The sequence below is a fragment of the Weissella confusa genome (genome assembly GCA_041871065.1).
Taxonomy (GTDB): Bacteria; Bacillota; Bacilli; order Lactobacillales; family Lactobacillaceae; genus Weissella; species Weissella confusa_A.
Genome location: CP168942.1, coordinates 2,080,450 through 2,099,774 on the forward strand (window position 1 = coordinate 2,080,450; position 19,325 = coordinate 2,099,774).

16 protein-coding genes and 2 tRNA genes are annotated in these 19,325 nt (G+C 46.2%); 3 read left to right on the plus strand and 15 right to left on the minus strand.

All coding sequences use genetic code 11. From position 1 onward, the window contains the following. The 4 genes from ACAW68_10170 to ACAW68_10185 all read right to left on the minus strand — a co-directional run bounded on the left by ACAW68_10170 (position 1) and on the right by ACAW68_10185 (position 4,883). A complete protein-coding gene (locus ACAW68_10170) occupies positions 1 to 1,713 on the minus strand; it encodes an ABC transporter ATP-binding protein (GenBank protein XGA15807.1) in 1,713 nt (570 codons plus the stop codon). Positions 1,714 to 1,854: 141 nt separating this feature from the next. Beyond that, on the minus strand, positions 1,855 to 2,904 hold the full coding sequence (locus tag ACAW68_10175) for a YdcF family protein (protein ID XGA15808.1): 1,050 nt from the start codon (positions 2,902 to 2,904) through the stop codon (positions 1,855 to 1,857). An 11-nt stretch (positions 2,905 to 2,915) separates the two neighbouring features. After that, positions 2,916 to 4,199 carry a GTPase HflX gene (gene hflX, locus ACAW68_10180; GenBank protein XGA15809.1) on the minus strand — a complete coding sequence of 428 codons (1,284 nt, stop codon included), beginning with the start codon at positions 4,197 to 4,199 and terminating at the stop codon, positions 2,916 to 2,918. Between the two features lie 12 nt (positions 4,200 to 4,211). Further along, complete coding sequence (locus tag ACAW68_10185) at positions 4,212 to 4,883, minus strand: histidine phosphatase family protein (protein XGA15810.1); 672 nt, start codon at positions 4,881 to 4,883, stop codon at positions 4,212 to 4,214. A 206-nt stretch (positions 4,884 to 5,089) separates the two neighbouring features. Between ACAW68_10185 and ACAW68_10190 the strand changes: the two genes are divergently transcribed. Continuing rightward, positions 5,090 to 5,161, plus strand: a tRNA-Glu gene (locus ACAW68_10190). Positions 5,162 to 5,192: 31 nt separating this feature from the next. Next, positions 5,193 to 5,264: transfer RNA gene (locus ACAW68_10195), tRNA-Glu, on the plus strand. Between the two features lie 103 nt (positions 5,265 to 5,367). Here ACAW68_10195 and ACAW68_10200 read toward each other — a convergent pair. Further along, a complete protein-coding gene (locus ACAW68_10200; GenBank protein XGA15811.1) occupies positions 5,368 to 6,102 on the minus strand; it encodes an ABC transporter permease in 735 nt (244 codons plus the stop codon). After that, entirely contained in the window at positions 6,092 to 6,838 is a 747-nt protein-coding gene (locus ACAW68_10205; GenBank protein XGA15812.1) for an ABC transporter ATP-binding protein, read from the minus strand. The genes ACAW68_10200 and ACAW68_10205 overlap by 11 nt, the downstream gene beginning before the upstream one ends. A 153-nt stretch (positions 6,839 to 6,991) precedes the next feature. On the opposite strand from ACAW68_10205, the gene ACAW68_10210 reads away from it, so the two are divergent. Continuing rightward, positions 6,992 to 7,822 (plus strand): exodeoxyribonuclease III, encoded by an 831-nt coding sequence (locus ACAW68_10210; protein XGA17031.1) that lies wholly within the window; start codon positions 6,992 to 6,994, stop codon positions 7,820 to 7,822. Between the two features lie 41 nt (positions 7,823 to 7,863). Here the strand turns inward: ACAW68_10210 and ACAW68_10215 are convergent, their stop codons facing one another. From ACAW68_10215 to ACAW68_10255, 9 genes are all read right to left on the minus strand, one after another. After that, on the minus strand, positions 7,864 to 9,069 hold the full coding sequence (locus tag ACAW68_10215; protein XGA15813.1) for a MucBP domain-containing protein: 1,206 nt from the start codon (positions 9,067 to 9,069) through the stop codon (positions 7,864 to 7,866). A gap of 115 nt (positions 9,070 to 9,184) precedes the next feature. Next, entirely contained in the window at positions 9,185 to 9,334 is a 150-nt protein-coding gene (locus ACAW68_10220; GenBank protein XGA15814.1) for a hypothetical protein, read from the minus strand. Between the two features lie 145 nt (positions 9,335 to 9,479). Then, a complete protein-coding gene (gene adhE, locus ACAW68_10225) occupies positions 9,480 to 12,176 on the minus strand; it encodes a bifunctional acetaldehyde-CoA/alcohol dehydrogenase (GenBank protein ID XGA15815.1) in 2,697 nt (898 codons plus the stop codon). Between the two features lie 418 nt (positions 12,177 to 12,594). Beyond that, positions 12,595 to 14,226: an alpha,alpha-phosphotrehalase gene (gene treC, locus ACAW68_10230; protein ID XGA15816.1), complete on the minus strand. Its 1,632-nt coding sequence runs from the start codon at positions 14,224 to 14,226 to the stop codon at positions 12,595 to 12,597. A 2-nt stretch (positions 14,227 to 14,228) separates the two neighbouring features. Then, positions 14,229 to 15,716 carry a PTS transporter subunit EIIC gene (locus ACAW68_10235; protein XGA15817.1) on the minus strand — a complete coding sequence of 496 codons (1,488 nt, stop codon included), beginning with the start codon at positions 15,714 to 15,716 and terminating at the stop codon, positions 14,229 to 14,231. Between the two features lie 12 nt (positions 15,717 to 15,728). Next, positions 15,729 to 16,223 carry a PTS glucose transporter subunit IIA gene (locus ACAW68_10240; protein XGA17032.1) on the minus strand — a complete coding sequence of 165 codons (495 nt, stop codon included), beginning with the start codon at positions 16,221 to 16,223 and terminating at the stop codon, positions 15,729 to 15,731. Between the two features lie 350 nt (positions 16,224 to 16,573). Then, positions 16,574 to 16,999: a DUF697 domain-containing protein gene (locus ACAW68_10245; GenBank protein ID XGA15818.1), complete on the minus strand. Its 426-nt coding sequence runs from the start codon at positions 16,997 to 16,999 to the stop codon at positions 16,574 to 16,576. Positions 17,000 to 17,098: 99 nt separating this feature from the next. After that, positions 17,099 to 18,991: a M13 family metallopeptidase gene (locus tag ACAW68_10250; GenBank protein XGA15819.1), complete on the minus strand. Its 1,893-nt coding sequence runs from the start codon at positions 18,989 to 18,991 to the stop codon at positions 17,099 to 17,101. Positions 18,992 to 19,067: 76 nt separating this feature from the next. Then, on the minus strand, positions 19,068 to 19,286 hold the full coding sequence (locus ACAW68_10255) for a hypothetical protein (protein ID XGA15820.1): 219 nt from the start codon (positions 19,284 to 19,286) through the stop codon (positions 19,068 to 19,070). Between the last annotated feature and the right edge of the window lie 39 nt (positions 19,287 to 19,325).

Below are 19,325 nucleotides of genomic sequence, written 5' to 3' on the forward strand. Positions count from 1 at the left end.
TTATGCCTCCTGCGCCTTTTGTGTCTTGTAAATCTCTTGGTAGATAGGTGATGTCTCAACAAGGTCCTTGTGGGCACCTTCCGCAACCAATTCACCATCTTCCAAAACCAAAATACGGTCGGCGTTAATCACTGAAGAAATCTTTTCCGCAATGATAAAGGTCGTCGTATCTTGCAAATCATGATCAAGGGCTTCCTTAACCAACTTTTCTGACTTCGCGTCCAATGCAGACGTTGAATCATCCAAAATCAAAATCTTAGGGTCGCCAATCACACCACGGGCAATTGACAAACGTTGCTTTTGACCACCAGAGAAGTTTGATGAACGCTCTTCAACCACGTGTTCGTACGTGTCTTCATAACGCTCAACGAATTCAGCAGCTTGCGCGATTTGCGCCGCACGCTTCATATCAGCCTCTTCAGCATCCGCCTTACCTTGACGCAAGTTGTCAGAAATCTTTCCTGAGAACAACGTTGCACGTTGCAAAACGAATGACACCGTCTTACGCAATGATGATTCGTTGGCATCCTTCAAATCAACACCGCCAACCTTAACTGTTCCTTCGGTTGGGTCAAACAAACGTGGAATCAATTGCGCCATCGTTGACTTACCTGAACCAGTCGCCCCGACGATACCAATCATTTCACCAGGTTGCACCGCAAATGAGATGTGCTTCAACGTTGGCTTATCATCCCCAGGGTACGTGAATGACACATCGTCAAACTCAACCGCACCAGACAAGTCTTGTTCTGGTACATCCTTGTATTGCAAATCAGGTTCCGTATTCATAATTTCTTGAATACGACCCATCGAAACAAATCCACGGGCTGCAAAGGTCATCATCATTCCACCGATAATGATAGATTGCATGATGATCATCAAGTAATTCGTAAATCCAGTGATTTGAGCCAACATCTTTGGCTCAGAACCAACCATGTTTCCAACGAAGTAGATGGCCACAACCATCAAACCTTGGCCAATAAACATGAACGCAGGCACGATAATTGAGAACAAGTAACCAATTTGCAAGTTAACACCGTTCAATTCGTCAGAAACTTCATTGAAACGCTTTTGCTCATTGTCTTCTTGGTTAAATGACTTAACCACACGGACACCTTGCAAGTTTTCCTTAGCCTTGGCGTTAACGCGGTCGATCAAACCTTGAATCATACCGAAGCGCTTACCCATGTTTCCCATGACAACCGCTGACACAGCACCAACCAAGATGACCATCACGACGATAATCCACCACAAAGCGGGAATTGAGTGTACGGCCAAAATGAAACCACCGACAAACAAAATTGGCATACGCAACAATGGTTGTAGACCCATCATCAAAATACTTTGAATTTGCGTAATGTCGTTCGTCAAACGAACCACCAAGTTACCAACTGAGTATTGCTCGATGTTTCCAAATGAGAACGTTTGAATCTTGCGGTAAGCCGCTTCACGAACATCTGAGGCAATCCCTTGTGAGGCACGGGCCGCAAAAATCGTGTTAATAATTCCAGCAATCAACCCGATACCGGCAATCACCAATAGCTTCAACCCAATTTGGTTAACCTTGTCCATGTTATCGTCTGAGATAGCTTGAACGATGTTGGTTAGCAACGTTGGTTGTAGCAACATTGAAATCGCCATGATGGTCACCGTCAAAACGGCAATCGTCAAATCGAGTTTGTAACCCTTAAAGTAGGGCTTCAACAATCGCATAATTTTCCCTCCAAATTTCTTATTTATTTCTATTCGTCAATAGGCTATTTTAGCAGACTTGCAACCCCTTTTGTAAATTAAGTTTACAAAGAATTAACAAAAGAACCACACCCGAATAGTCCGGATGTGGTTCTAGAAATATTACTTAGCGAATAATGTGACAATCGCCAAAATGACTGACACACCAATCACAAGTGCTGAAATCGCAATGTGCAAACGACGGTGCATGTTCAAGACAGCAATGTATTCACGAATAAAGGCTGGAATGCGGTAGTAGAATGGCGTCTTACCACCACGACCTTGCGCTTCAATGCCAAATTCACGCGCTTGCAAACCAGCACGGAAGACGTGGTATTCACTCGTAAAGAATTCGAATGATGGTTCAACCACCCCCGTTTCCTTACTAATCAAATCACGTGAGAAACGCATGTTTTCACGTGTAGTACGACTTTGATCTTCCAAACGTGTTTGTTCGGCTGGATAACCAAACGTTTCAACCGCGTAATCACGCATGGCTTGCGCTTCGGAAACCTTTTCGTCGCCACCTTGCCCACCTGAGAACACGATGACTGGGTACTTGCCGTCCTTTTCGAAACGACGCTTACCCGCATCGGTTGCGGCTTGAATACGGTTAGCCAACAACTTACCAACCTTGTGGCCATCAATCAAGCCAGCACCCAAGACAACATAGTAGTCACTCTCACGCTTCTTCATGGCCCAACCATAAACGATTGATGACACGAAGAAAATCAAGAAGACGACCATGAAGTAAAGTGTCATGACACGAGCTGCGGTGAACAACGTATCCAGCCAAGCTGGTGCATTGTTCATGATGCCGTCAACAATGTTGAAGACAGCCATAGCCAAGAACAACAATGGCAACAACAAGTTAGCCAACGTGTGTGATTCCTTACGCCAGATTTGCCATGAGTAGTAAACAACCCCTAGGTCAATGACGATTGAGGCAATCACAAAGATGGCAATAATCATCAAGACAACCCCAGCCATCACAAGTAGGCTCGGACTACCGACGAAGCTGGCCAACAACATAATTGAAATCAACAAGAAGAACAAGAACACCAGTGTCCAAGTTCCAAGCCACATTGAACGTGGCTCATTTTCAACGTTTCGCCAAATCATGTAACCGGCGAGTACGGTAATTAAAACTGAAAGTAATGTAAGTGGGACCATTCGTGGGCTCCTTAATCAACAATATATTTTGCAAAACGCGCAGCTTGCACTGGCGTCAACGTCACATCCATCATCGTACCAGCTTCCACATAGTCGATGCTGTGTACAGATGCTTCTTCATTCAATTCATTCACCAATTGTCCTTGGTCGAACGGAATCAAAACCTTTACCTCTTGGTGATCCGCAAAGATGTGTTCGCGAATAACGTTCACCAACAGATCCAATGACGCATCGTCTTGCGCTGACAACGTCAACGTATCACCTTCACGGTCAGGGAATGATAGACCTTCAATCTTGTCGGCCTTGTTGTAAATCGTAATCATTGGAATATCACCAACGCCGATTTCCTTCAACGTACGAGCCGTCGTTGACATCATTTCCTTGTAGTTTTCATCCGCGTAGTCGACCACTTGTAGCAACAAGTCCGCTTGCGCAGCTTCGGCCAGCGTCGCACGGAAGGCTGCCACCAAACCGTGGGGCAACTTTGAAACGAATCCAACCGTATCAGACAACAAGAAACTTTGGTTATCAGGCAAGTTCAACTTGCGCACTGATGTCTCCAAAGTCGCAAACAACATGTCGGCTTGGAAAACTGTCTTTTCTTGGTTCTCACCAAATTGACGTACCAAACCGTTCATGAATGTTGACTTACCAGCGTTGGTATAACCAACCAAGGCCACATTCTTGATACTTTGCTTATCACGACGGGCACGACGCGTTTGATCGTCAGCTTCAACGTCCTTCAATTCAGCACGCAACAATGAAATTTGGTGCTCGATGTGACGACGGTTCATTTCCAACTTCGTTTCACCAGCACCACGGCTAGTAAAGCTACCACCGCCACCACCAGTTTGCTGGTCAAGACGCACGTTCATTGACGTACGCAAACGTGGGAGTTGGTATTGCAATTGCGCAATGGCAACTTGCAACTTCGCCACACGCGTCTTAGCACGTGATGCGAAAATGTCCAAAATCAACGCCGTACGATCCATAATGCCGGCACCCGTACCTGATTCCAAGTTACGGATTTGTGATGGTGACAACTCATCGTTCGTCACAACCATGTCAGCTTCGTAGTATTCAACGGCTTCCTTAAGTTCTTCAACCTTACCCTTACCAAAGTACGTGGCAGCGTTTGGACGTTCCAACTTTTGGGTCACCGTCCCAACCACTTCCATATAGTTTGCTTCAGCCAAGTTGGCCAACTCAATCATCTCGTAATCGAATTCGGCATTTTGCTTATCTAGTCCCGCAAGAACGACCTTGCGGATTGGATGCAAATCATTTTCTATCATAAATTATCTTTCCTACCAATTAGTTGTCGTATCGTTGTACGCCTTCAACTTCATGTCGTCATCTGAGACTTCCCAAACTGAAATTGAACCATTCAATGGCTTTTCCTTAGCCGTCTCATGTGAGTCGTACTTATAAACCAAGTTTCGAATCATTGTCCCGTGGGCCACCAACAAAACGTTTTGCCCATCGCGTGTGTTTTGACGCAAAATGTCCAACCCGTTTTCAGCGCGGGCCCAGAACGTGGCCGCATCTTCAGCGTCGTGCGTTGGATCAGCTTCCTTGAACGCGTCCATTACTTCGTCTTGCGTCAATTGCGCCATCAAGTCGCCGTATGACGTGATGTTTTCCAAGCCAATAATACCAGCAATTTGCTCGGCACTTGATGCACTAGGGAGTCCTTCGAAGAAACCGAAGAATTGCTCACGGAATTGTTGCAATTGCTCAGGCGTCTTCAAATCACCACTTTGCGTGTTACGTCCCAAAATAAATTCAGCTGTATGAATAGCACGTTGCAAGTCAGATGAGTAAGCCGCATCAAAGCGCACATTGCTCAAACGCTCGCCGGCCGCAAACCCGTCTGAAATACCCTTATCCGTCAAAGGTGCGTTTCCCCACCCTTGCATACGTTGATATTTATTGAAGTAAGTTTCCCCGTGACGTACTAGATACAAATTAAATGACATTGTTAACCTCTTTCTGGTTGTGCTTGTCCTCGATAATCAGGCATCGACAGCCTTCTAATTGTTACTATTGTACCATTTTTGTTACACTGACCGCAGGCATCAAGGAAATACTAATTATTTGAAATTACTTTACGAAAAAGTGTTGACTTTAGTGTGGGTTATCTGTATAGTTATGTATTGTTGTTAAGACAACAGATGATAATTTTGGCCCAATGGTCAAGTGGTTAAGACGTCGCGTTCTCAGCGCGGAATCCAGGGTTCGATTCCCTGTTGGGCTATTAAGCTCAGGCTTGCTAAATTTATCATCATGGCCCAATGGTCAAGTGGTTAAGACGTCGCGTTCTCAGCGCGGAATCCAGGGTTCGATTCCCTGTTGGGCTATCACTTAAGGCACGGAAGTCGTATGACTTCCGTGTTTTTTTATTCTTTCATACCAAATAAAGCAGCGACCAGATAACTGATCGCTGCTTTTTCATTGTCTATCTTAAACTTCGCGATGCTTAAACAGCATCAACGCGACGCCGTACAGGACACCACTATAAATAATCGTTACCAGCCCAACTAAGAACCCATTCATCTGATACTCAGCCATCACACCCGGCAACCCCGCCATCGCACTCACGTAAAAAGCACCTAGTGGCGAATAATCAAGTGGCAAAATACCATGCCCAACAACCACTGCCCCAATTACTTGGAGTAGCAAAATCATCAGAATACCAATGACCACCACTAACAAATCATTGCGAATAAGGTTGGCGACTACAAACATCACGCTCACAAACAAAATTGAACTGATGACGCTACCGAATAAGTAGCCAGCAAAGCTACTTAGGTCAACCAACCAGGCGTGTCCGAACAACAATGATATCATCACCATCGTGATAAACAGCGCCGCTTGCAATAGCACAAACGCTACCGCTACCGTCACTAACTTCGCCATGAAGATTTGCTGGCGCGTAAAGCGTTGCGCAAACAACATTTTCATCGTGCCAAACGTAAACTCAGACGTAATCACGCGACCCGCGACCCCAAGTAACATCAAATCAGTCACCAACGCCAACGTCCCTGTGAATTCTTGATTCACGAGCAATTTGACCGTTTCAGAATGATCCAACGCATTCGCGAGGGCCAACAATAAACCAAGTCCGAATATTGTCAGCGGCATCACCCAGGTCGATGTCTTTTTGAAAAACTTCTGCAATTCCAACTTAATCAACATCAGCAACCCCTTGTTGCTTACGGCGCGCAATCACATCCGCAAACATCTCTTCTAAGTCTGGATCCACCTTACCGTCAGCGGCCGTCAAAATTTCATCACGCGAAATGACTTCACCACGATCAATAAAGATATAATCGTCAACCAAACCTTCTAAATCACGGACGGTGTGCGATGAAACCAAAATCGTTTTGCCAGCATCACGCCACTCACGCAAAACAGACTTAACTTCGGCAACGCTAACCGGATCCATCCCATTCAACGGTTCATCAAGCAACAAGAGGTCTGGATCATTAACCATCGCTAACGCCACCCCAACGCGTTGCTTCATCCCCCACGCATAGGTCTTCACTTTTTTATTAATAAACTCAGCTAAACCAAGCTGCGTCACAATCTCACTAATTTTGTCGTCAGGTGTCCCCGCGACGTCCGCATACAACTTCAAGTTATCCCAACCTGTCATGTATGAATAAAGACCAGGATTCTCAATCAATGCGCCAACCTTAACCAGCGCCTGTCGTTGTTGCATCGTGACCGTTTCACCAGCCACCTGCACTTCGCCAACATCCGGCGCCGTTACGCCAGTAACCACCTTCATTGTCGTTGACTTACCAGCGCCATTCGGACCAACCAAACCAATGATTGTGCCACGCGTTACAGCAAAAGATACATCACGCAACGCCCGCACACGGCCGAACGACTTATTAATATTCGAAACCTGCAAAATCGGCGTTTCCATGTTGCATCTCCTCCTATCCACAGTTATTAATCATACAACTGACTCAAATGCCTTGCAAAGGAATTGTCATATTCTGGTCAAGATTGTAATCTGACAGGCACCCCAATTTTCGATACAATGGAATTAAACAGAAAAGAAGGATAGGTGCCTGAAATGAAGTTCATCTCATGGAATATTGATAGCGTTAACGCGGCCGTTGAACACAAATCAGCGCGTGGCGAAATGACTTGGCAAGTGTTGCAAGATATCGCCGCTGAGCAACCGGACGTACTTGCAATCCAAGAAACAAAGTTGAAGCCAACTGGTTTAACAAAGAAGCAGGCGGCTGCGTTGGATGAACTTTTCCCAGGCTACCACCGCTACCTACGTATGAGCACAGGTCGCTCAGGTTATTCTGGAACGATGATGCTTTCAAAGTCGGAGCCAATTGCCGTTGAGATGCCTGAAATTGGCGCTCCTGGCGACATGGACATCGAAGGACGTATTATCACCCTCGAGTTCCCTAACGTATACGTATCAACGGTTTATACGCCAAATTCAGGTAGTGAGTTGGCCCGTCTTGATGAACGCCAAGCTTGGGATGATGCCTACCGTGCATACGTTTCAGCTTTGGACGCCAAGAAGCCGGTTATCTTCTCTGGTGACTTCAACGTCGCCCACCAAGAAATCGACTTGAAGAACCATAAGACGAACCACAAGAGTGCCGGCTTTACTGATGAAGAACGGTCGAAGTTCAGCGCCTTGTTGGATGCCGGCTTCACTGATGTCTTCCGTCACTTAAACCCTGACCTCGCCGGCGTTTACACGTGGTGGGCTCAGATTTCGAAGACGTCAAAGATCAACAATTCTGGTTGGCGTATTGATTACTACCTCACATCAACTCGTTTGAACGAGCAATTGGCTAACTTCAGCGTCATCGACACCGGTGCGCGCCAAGACCACGCCCCAATCAAGTTGGAAATGACCGACGATTTTGAACTATAAGCAAATACCGCACCTGAATTTATTTTCAGGTGCGGTATTTTTTACTCATTATCAATCAATGTTGGCGTTAGAACTTCTACATAACCGCGCAACGTACCATCCGGATTAGCATAAACCGAAAAACCAACTTCAATTGGCCCCGCCGAATTATGCGTTTGCTCCGTCATCAAGCCAATCTTGTGTGAGGCGCCTTGTTGCGCAGCAGTCGTATTGTCGTACCCTGCCGGTTGGCCATCATCACCAAATTGCTTCACCAAATCAGCCGCCAACAACTTCAACTGCTTTTCGCTCGTCAAATCAGCTAGCGTCCAAACGTTACTTGAAGAGCCCGGCACGTTGCCAAAGGTCAAATTATCCTTCTGATCAACATCGGCACCGTAATCAACGTCCGTAATGTGCTGAATCGTTGACCCATCACCATTCGTTTCCTCAGAACCTTGGTTGTAGTACTTCAACTTGCCATCCGTCATCTTAAACGTTGGTAACGTCTGGAACAAATTATTGAAATTGCCGTGTGGGTCAGTCGCAAAATCACTCGGATTCTCCAACGCCCAACGACTTTCTTGCTTTGCCAAATTCAGCGCCACTGAAGATGCCGATACCTGACTCACATCATAATGCGCACGATAGCTATTCAATGCATCCAGCGCATAGTCTTGTAGTGAATCCAACGTCCGGTCTGACAATACTTGTCCTGGTTGGTTACCCGCCAAATCAGATTGCTCGCTATGAACCGAAGATGACCCCGGTGCGCGATCCAACTTGTACGTAATAGTTTGTGACTTCTTAACCGTCAATGTATCGCCACGCGACATGCGATAGCCGTCTTGTGAAAATGACGGAATAATCAACTTTGCCCCATAGGTTGCATCATAAGTTTTCGTTGCCACGACATCATTGTTATCTGCGTCTACATAGCGCAACGTGACCGAATATGTTTCAGGGACATATTTAAATGTAATTAACGTATGACTCTTGATGGTCTGCGTAACTGATGCGGGTGTTGTATAACCCGGAATATCAATCGGCACCAAGGTTTGCTGCTCACCAGGACGAATACTTGCATTACCCTGCGGTGCAATTTCTTTCCCAGTACGCACATCGACATACTTGATCACGACACCACTTTGATTGATGCCGCTTGTAAAGCCACTAACGATTCCGTCTTTTCCATCAACAGCGAGTCCCCCCAACGCCAATGATAGTCCGACCAATCCGGCCACTTGCCACTTTTTCAAATCCTTCACCTATACTCTCTCGGGTGTGGGTTTGCCACTGTTTTTCGTTAACGCAAAGTATACAGATTCGCGTTAAGCCCCTGCAACAAAAATGCCCCGGAATTTTCGTCCGAGGCATTGTTTACTATCGCCAACCGTAACTACCGAAGTCGGTAATTAAATCAGAATATGGTCCAAAGCAAGTTTCTTCATAGCCCTTAAAAGGCTTCTCTGGCACATCTTTCCCCAAAGACTTCTTTGTTTGCGTGACCGCAATTCTTTCTTCATGTTGCATCGCCAAGCCCCTCCTTTTCGACATCTCTATTTTATCAAATACTGTTGTTGATTGTTTGTTGGAACCATCTAAATAAAAGCACCCACAAACCATGGCTGTAGTTTGTGGGTGCTATAGATATTGAGTTGTGAGGCGTTAACCTAGATTAGAATTGGTCTGACAACAAAGTGCGGATCTCTTCCAAACGTGGTTGACGTGGGTTACCTGGCGTCGTTTGGTCGTTGTATACCAAGTCAGGCAAAGTCTCCAAAGCCTTGTCAAAGTCAGCCTTTGATACACCGTTTGCTGACAAAGTTGGAACAACTTCTACACCAGCGAACAATTGGTCAATCTTAGCCAACAATGCTTCAACCAATTCGGCATCGTTCTTTCCTTGCAAACCAAGGTAGCGAGCGATATCAGCGTAATCCTTTTGTGCCGTGTAAGTCTCGTAACGTGGGAATGGCGTACGCTTTACGTTTCCAGTAACCGCGTTGAACTTGATAACGTGCTTCATGGCGATTGAGATAGCCAATCCGTGAGGCAAGCCGAAGGCACCACCAGTCTTGTGAGCCAAGGCGTGGTTAATTCCCAAGAAGGCGTTGGCAAATGACATACCTGCCAAAGTTGAAGCGTAGTGCATCTTTGAACGTGCTTCTTGACCTTCCTTAGTTGGGTTAGCTGGGTCGTACTTGTATGACGTCTCCAAGTTATCGAAGATCAACTTGATAGCTTGCAAAGCCCATGGACGAGTGAATTCTGAGGCCATAACTGAAACATATGACTCCAAGGCGTGTGACAAAGCGTCCAAACCTGAGAAGGCAACCGTGCGCTTTGGCACCGTCATAACGAACTCTGGGTCCACGATGGCAACTTGTGGCGTCAACTCGTAGTCAGCCAATGGGTACTTAACGTGCGTCTCATCGTCAGTAATAACGGCGAATGGCGTTACTTCTGAACCAGTTCCTGACGTCGTTGGGATAGCAACCATTTGCGTCAAGTGTTGGTGATCGAACTTCACGATACGCTTACGGATATCCATGAACTTTTGTGCCAACTCGCCGAACAATTCCTTCAAGGCAGCATCGTCGTTCAAGATTCCTTCGTGACCCTCTTCTGCAGAGTACTCGTACAAGAAGCGAGCAATCTTACCAGCGTCAAGAGCTGAACCACCACCAATCAAGACAACAGTGTCTGGTTGGAATTCTGACATTTGACGGGCAATTTCGATAGCTTGACCGATCGTTGGGTCAGGTTGTACTGAACCGTAGATTGACGTCTTCACTTGGTCTTGGCGCAAAGCAAATTGGTCCAAAATCTTGTCTACGAAGCCGAACTTAACCATTCCTGGGTCGGCAACGATGAAGGCGCGATCAATGTTTGGCAATTCTTGCAAGTACGTGATTGCGTTTGACTCGTAGTAGATGTCCTTTGGCAAACGTACCCATTGTGGGCGGTTACGACGACGTGCAACCGTCTTGATGTTAAGCAAATCGTAAGTTGACAAGTTGTGTGACAATGAATTCTTCCCCCATGATCCAGTTCCAAGCGTCAATGATGGGCGCATTGCGTCAGTGTAGATATCTCCAACACCACCGATTGAGTCTGGTTGGTTAACCAAGATACGTGATGCTTCAATCTTGTCGGCGTATTCCTTAACGAATGGATCGTCTTGTGCACCGATTTGGATAGCAGCGTTGTGTCCTGCACCTTGGTAGTTCAACAAAGCGCGTACGATTTCGATAGCGTCTTCGCGGTCAGCAGCCTTGTAAACTGACAACAATGGGCTCAACTTTTCTGATGACAAAGCTTCACCGATGTTCTTCTTGTCCAATTCGAACAACAAAACATCCTTGTCTTCTGGCAACTTCAAACCTGCTTGCTCGGCAATCCACTTACCTGACATTCCGGCAACTGGTCCGTTAACACCGAAGCCTTCTGCGTTTGGCTTGAAGACGAAGTTAGCAACCTTCTCGTAGTCCTTCTTTGGCGTCAAGTATGCACCTTGTTCTTGCAACTTGCGCATAACTTCATCGTATACAGGAGCTTCGATAACCAATGAGTTTTCAGTGGCACAGATCATACCGTTGTCAAAACGCTTTGACAAAAGCAAGTCTTCAACAGCGCGGTCGATGTTAGCAGTTGCATCAACGAATACGGCACCGTTACCAGCTCCAACACCCATTGATGGGTTTCCTGACTTCAAAGCGGCGTTAACCATTGAAGGTCCACCAGTAGCCAAGATTGAAGCAATCTTTGGGTTTTGAATCAAAGTCGTCGTTCCATCTAGTGATGGCTTCTCGATCCATTGGATGAAGTTCTTAGGAGCACCAGCGGCAACGGCTGCATCGTAAACGATCTTAGCAGCGTGTGCTGATGACTTTTGAGCTTGTGGGTGGAAGGCGAAGACAATCGTGTTACGCGTCTTAGCAGCCAACATTGACTTGAAAATAGTCGTTGAAGTTGGGTTAGTCGTAGGCACGATACCAGCCAAGATTCCAAGTGGGGCTGCCAATTCAACCTTACCAGTTACGCGATCTTCTGAGATAACGCCAACCGTCTTGTCGTTCTTGATAGCGTTGTAAACAGATTCTGATGCGAAGCGGTTCTTCGTATCCTTATCTTCAACAACACCACGACCAGTTTCATCGTGAGCTTCGTGGGCCAACAACAATGAGTTTTCTGATCCAGCCAATGCCATCGCAGCAACGATCTTATCAACTTGTTCTTGCGTGTACGTTGAGAATTCCTTCAACGCAACTTCAGACTTGTCAACCAATTCTGAAGTCATCTTCTTAGCAGCTTCGAAACGTGCTGCCTTTTCTTCTTCCGTTAGTACCTTCTTCTTAGGTGCATCAGCCATGATTATAACCTCTCAAATATCTTTCAAAAAATTCGTTTGCTCATTTATTAACATACTTAGTATATCATTTCACAAAATGTTGTCAACACCATTTGCCAAAATCGATTATTTTTACCAAACATATGCGTCATACCAACCTTTCGCGTCTCTTTTTTCTACAAGTGAATAATATCACATAAGGCTAATATCGTGCAACCATTTGTTTTATTTTCATGAAAATAAGTGATTTAAAGCTGAAAATGTATGCGTTTTCCTATTTTTAAGTAAGCTAACGAAAGGTTTGTGAACCGCGTAACTAACGGATTTGTACCAATATATACTAATAAAGAGAAATTTACCGGAGTAAACTTCTCTTTCTCGATTATTAATGCTCATCCAACGCTAGAAATAGATTACCAAGCGTTTATGAACGAAACTTTTAAGCTTTTCGACTAATTATTGCGAGTGTTTGATAAGGTTCTAATCGTTGTACACCAGCAACCGCGACATCGTCATAGTTCGAAATCAGGACATCCCCCGTCACAAAACATTCTGGGATCGAAATCTTAGTTACTTCATTACTAAAGTTGTTCAGCACTAGCAATTGCATGCCATCAAGATGCCGAATGTAGGCGTACACCTGATTATGTTCTGGTATCCAAGGTTCATAATCCCCTTCTGCAATCACGGGTTCCGTCTTACGCAACGTGATGAGCTGCTGATAGAAGGAACGAATACCACCGTTCAACATTTCATCGGCGACGTTGATGTCTTTATAATGCGTGCCGACTTTTAGCCACGGTGTCCCCGTCGTAAAGCCGGCGTTGTCGCTGTCATCCCATTGCATTGGGGTACGTGAATTATCACGTGACTTCTTAGCAACTATCGCAAATGCTTCTTGGGTCGACTTACCTTGTGCTTGCAACATTTCATATGCATGCCAGCTTTCAACATCGACATAATCATTCATGCTATCGAAATCCGGGTCCACCATACCGATTTCTTCACCCATATAGATATAAGGTGTGCCACGATTCAAATGAATGCTGGCCGCCAACATCTTGGCACCGACTTCGCGGTAGGCATCCCCATCAATGAAACGGTTCAATGCCCACGGTTGATCGTGATTATTCCAGAACCACGCATTCCAACCACCACCTTGCGACATCCCCGCATTCCATTCATGCAACAAATCACGCAACTGCTTGAAGTCGGCTGGTGCATCCGTCCACTTTTGCCCTGCTTCATAATCCACCTTCAAATGCTGGAAGTTAAACGTCATCGATAATTCATGGCGATCAGGTCGCGTGTACATAATGCAGTTTTCGACAGTCGTTGAACTCATCTCACCAACTGTCATGATGCCATCACGTTTTCCAAAGGTTGCAGCATTTAGCTCTTGCAAGTAATCATGCACCACCGGCGTATCAGTGTACTCAGCCTTCCCCTCATTCACGTCGTTATCACGCAACAACTCATCTTTACCAATCACATTAATCACATCAAAGCGTAAGCCAACCGCACCTTTATCCAACCAGAAATTCACCACATCTTGCAGTTCACGACGTACGGCTGGATTGCGCCAATTCAAATCAGCTTGCGTTTCATCATATAGATGCAAGTAGTACTTGCCGGTGTCTCCGAACGGTGCCCAAGCACTGCCACCGAATTTAGACGGCCAATTATTCGGCGTATCACGCAGAATGAAATAATCTTGATAGGTTTCGTCACCGGCCAATGCCTTTTGGAACCACTCGTGTTCGGTCGACACGTGGTTAAGAACCATATCTAACATTAATCCCATGTCATATTCTCGGGCGACCGCAACCAGTTGCTCAAAGTCAGCCATCGTTCCAAACCGTGGATCAACCGCCGTATAGTCAGAAATATCATAACCATTATCACGCTGCGGTGAAGGATAGAACGGATTCAACCAAATGACATCAACCCCCAAATCAGCTAGATAGGGCACCTTTTCAATAATGCCGGGCAAATCACCAACGCCATCGCCATTCGAATCATTGAATGACTTGGGATAAATTTGATACACCACTTTATCGTGAAAACTCATCACTATGCCCCCTGCGCTGTCTTAAAGACATTCTTCTTTTCAGTAGTCTTGGCAACTTCGGTATCACTATCCTTGAAGCCCCAGAAGTAAACACACAAGAATGACACCGCGATTGTCGCTGCACTACCAGCCCAAAAGGCCCAGAAACTCATATCGATTCCCGTCTTCGGATTGATAAATGATGGGAACCCAATCAAAGATCCAGTGAATCCCCACATATCAATCTTCATCAAGCCAGCAATGAAGCCACCCACGGCACCACCGATATTGGCCATCCAAAAGACGCGACCGTACTTCAAATTAATACCGTACACAGCTGGCTCGGTAACACCAGCGAAACCAGACAAGGCGCCGGCCAAACCAAGACCCTTTATGTTAGCTTGCTTTGACTTAACGAATACTGCTAATGCACCAGCTGCTTGCGCAATCATTGAGAAGTTAATCAACCCGTTCAATACCGAGTGTCCCGTCGTCGCCAAATCGTTTGAAAGTAGCGGAATGACCATCCAGTGTAAGCCGAAGATTACCAAGCACTGGTACAACCCGCCGATAATCAAACCTGCAACCGCTTCGTTTGCTGTCACCAACAAGTGAATCAACCAAGCCATTCCGGCTGAAATCAATGAAATCACCGGTCCCATCACACACAGGATAACGGCCGTGACAATGAATACCGTGAACAATGGCTGGAAAATTGAACGCAACGACACTGGTAATACCTTCTTAAACCAGTTGCCGACTGGTCGTGCGAGCCATGCCCCAAAAATGATTGGGAAAATTGAATACGTATATTGTGGAATGTGAATTGGCAGTCCGAAGAAATCGGCATTCAAAGGTACCCCGAACAATTCGTTCATCCCCTTCGTTGGTGCGCTCCACAATTCAGCAATCGTTGGGTGAACCAATACACCCGCAATCGCTGCCACTGTGATTGGATCCGACTTCAATTGTTTTGCAGCTGAGAATCCAACCAAGATTGGCAAGAAGTAGAACGCCGCATCACCCATCGCGTTGATGATGGTGTATGTCGCTGAATCCGTATCAATCAAATGGAAGTTAAACGTGAACAACGTTAGGAACCCTTTCAGAATTCCTGACGCTGCCAACAAGCCAATCACCGGCATCATTGACCCAGTAATCGTCGCAATCAGCAACTTAAAGCCATGTGACACCCAACCCAGCATTGTCGTTGGCTTCGGTGCTTGTGTTGTCGTTGTTTCTTCCACGTCCGTTTGACCCAAAATTTTGGTCACTTCATCGTAGACATCAGCGACCTCTTGCCCAATAACTACTTGATATTGGCCGAGTTGTTCGTTGTAAACCGCTCCAGCCACGCCTGGCATCTCACGAATCGCTTCTGAGTCCGCTTTGGTTTCGTCCTTCAGGTAAAAACGCAAACGCGTAATACAATGAATCACCTTGTTGACGTTTTCCGGCCCACCAACAGCTGTCACAATATCATTCGCTAACGGTCGATAATCTTTCGCCATAACCTCGTCCCCCTACTTAGCCTTTGCCGTAGCGATTTCTTCACCAGCATTTGTTGCAGCATCTTCCTGAAAAATCATCGTCATCGATGACAACTTATCAGCCGTATTTGTAATCAGGATCATCGTCGTCTTTGGCAACCCGGCCTCATCAACCTGCGCCCAATCGGCCGTAGCAATGACATCGCCGGCCTCCACAATATCACCAACCGACACCGTAATCTTGAACGGCGCCCCATCTAGCGAAACCGTATCAATTCCCATATGCAATAAAATCTCTAACCCGTCAGCACGCTTAAACCCAACCGCGTGTCCTTGCACCATTGTCACTTCCCCACTGACCGGTGCAACGATTTCATTTCCAGTCGGTTCGACCGCAAAGCCATCGCCCATCATGCCACCAGCAAAAACTGGATCAGAAACATCTTCTAACTCAATTACTTGACCCATAACCGGGTTGTATAGTCGTTGATCCAACACTGCTGTTTTCTTCTTCCCAAATCCAAACATCATTTAATCCCCCGTACTTATAGTTAGTCATCACTCGACAATTTCATTATATTGAAACCGCTTACAAATTACCTAAATCTTTCGACGGATTTTTTGCCGTTTTTAAAATCTCCTTAACAAAGCCCGCCTAGGTTGGGCTTTTGGGCAAATTAAAAACCGAATTCAACCTGCCATGTGGCAAATGAATTCGGTTTGTTATATACTGAAATCGTGGCGGAGCACCGCAAAGTCACACTTTATTGATGATAAAGATTAGACCACGGCTACCGGCGAAAGTTTCCGTGGTTTTTCACTGCACAAACAGCCCTCGTATCGGCATTGCCGACGCGAGGGCTGTTTTCTGTTTATATCTATTGTTTCTTCGGCAACTTGAATGTCTTCGCCGCCTTCATGATGATACCCGTGATATCACCCGGTGTAACCTTTTCACCTGACTCTAGTTCATTCACAATGGCCCAGCCGATTGCTTCGGTCAATCCAACCGCGGTCGCCATTGAGATTGCTGCACCGGTTGTCGTCCCAATACCAGGGATAAACTTCAATGCATTCCCCACGACACCACGGCCGAATGATGTCGCGGCGACTGCCCAGACGGCACCGCGTACGGCACCTTCCATCACCTTTTGATTATATGCCTTGAATAAAGACGTAATCATCGTGACTTGAATCGGTACAAGCAACGTCGCGTCCGTGAACGGAATTGGTGACAAGGCCACCGCACCGGCTGCGCCTGATGCTGAGTGAATAATGTTTTTTGCTTTTTCATTTGGTGTCATAATTCCACCTCCATACGGTTATTATACCTAATCACAATAAATTAAAAACCGAATTCGACCTGCCAATCTGGCAAAGTCGAATTCGGTTTTTTCATATCATTACCAGATCATCACGCGGTCTTCTGGTGCGCGGTACATCTTATCAGATGGTTGCACATCAAATGTCGTGTAGAAGTCATCGAAGTTAGAAACCGTCACGTTAACACGGAACTTAGCCGGTCCGTGGACGTCTGAGGCAGCCAACAATTGCATGATTTCTGGGCGAGCCTTTTGACGCCAGATAGTTGCCCAGCTCTCGAAGAAGTCCTTCGCCGAGAAATCATCATCGCGCTTTGCGGCAGCCAAAGCAGCAGCCACACCACCCAAGTCAGCGACGTTTTCAGAAACCGTCAACTTACCATTAACCTTGGCACCGTATGAATCCAAGCCGTCGAACTCATCAACAACCTTTTGCGTACGCTCCTTGAAGGCTTCGTAGTCTTCTTCCGTCCACCAGTCGTTCAAGCTACCATTTTCATCGAATGACGCACCGTTCGTGTCAAAGGCGTGTGAAATTTCGTGCGCGATAACTGCACCAATACCACCGTAGTTCGCTGATGAAGATTGGTCCAAGCTGTAGAATGGCGCTTGCAAAATAGCCGCTGGGAATACAATTTGGTTTTGTTGTGGATCGTAGTATGCATTCACCATGTGAGCCGGCATGTGCCACTCCCCACGGTCAACCGGTTGATTCCACTTTGACCATTGATAAGCCACCGCTTGGGCACGGAACTTTTCAGCCGTTTCAAACAAATCAGCCCCATCGTCCACAATCTTGTCCTTGTATCGGTCAGGCAACTTTTCTGGATAACCGATGTGTGGCACAATCGCATCCAACTTCACCACAGCCTTATCGCGCGTAGCTTGTTGTAGCCAGTCAGCTGATTGCAAACGTTGCTTGTAGACATCAATCATCGTCGCAACCTTTTGCTCAACGTCTTGCTTAGCAGCTTCAGAGAACTTCTCACCGGCATACCACAAACCAAGCGCTTGCGTGTATGGCCCAGCAGCCAAGTAGTAGGCTGCCTTTTGCTTGTTCAACGCTTCGGGTGTTCCTGACAACGCACGGCCGTAAGCACCACCCAAGACACGAATCTCGTCTGATAGGTAGCTTGTAAAGGCGTTCGCGATACCAACAATCAACGTTGCTTGCAACAATGGCCAAGCTTCTTCAGAGAAGAATTGATCTGATGCAGCCCAGAAACGCTCTTCTGGCACAACAATCATATCTGGCGTCTGACCAGTCATCGCTTGTAGCACATCGTCCATTGGCAATTGCGTCAACGCCGTGAAGTCGGCCCACTTGTATGGGTGGTACAACTTAGCGTACTCAGCAGACTCTTCTTGGCTCAAGACAACCTTGGCAATACGGGCGTCATAGGCAATGTACTTATCCAACAAATCTTTGATTTCATCAGCTGAGAAACCAAACTTTGGCAACAAGTCTTCTTGCGCAGCACGCCACTTTGCCAACAATTCCTTACCTTGTTCGTGATCTTCGGCATAGTACGTCGTATCTGGCAAAATCGTGCCCAACGCATCGGCCCACAAGACATTCGTACGCGCATCCTTGAAGTCAGGTGCAATGCCAACTGGGAAGGCATTTGGCAAACCTTCCTTTTCCAACTCAACGATGTGGTTCTTAAAGTCCGCAAATGATTCAAACGCTTGGTAGCGCGCAATCAATGGCTTAACCGGCTCCGTGCCCAGCGCATCACGAGTCTCCCAATCTGACGTCAAACGGTGGAACTTAATGAAGTTAGTCAAGATGTCGTCAGTTGGCGCATCCTTGCCTTCCATCCAAGCATCAGTCGTTTCCAACATCATCTCTTCAATTTCGTCAGCCAAATCGCTGAAGCCACCCGTACGTGACTTATCCGCAGGAATCACAGCTTGCGCTTCCCATTCCTCGTTGATTGCATCATAGAAATCATCTTGTACTCGTGTTGCCATGTGCATTACCTCGTTCTTATTATTTCTCACTATTCTAACACTGAACCATGAAATAAGCCCGAAGGATATGCGGATGTTATCGTGCGAAATACATTTGAACGAGCACCGGGATGATTGTTATAACAATCATTTCAACCGCCAACATAATCCATATCTTTATTAATAGCCTATCAATATGTTTGCTGATCATTTCGCCAATATTCTTTTTTAACTCAGCAAGTTCAGCATCCTTATTTAACCTGATTACCTCACGTTCCAATCGCTCAAACTCCTGCTTCGTCACATATTGATCCATAGTTACCTCCCGGAACAGTAAACACTGTCACATTTCTCC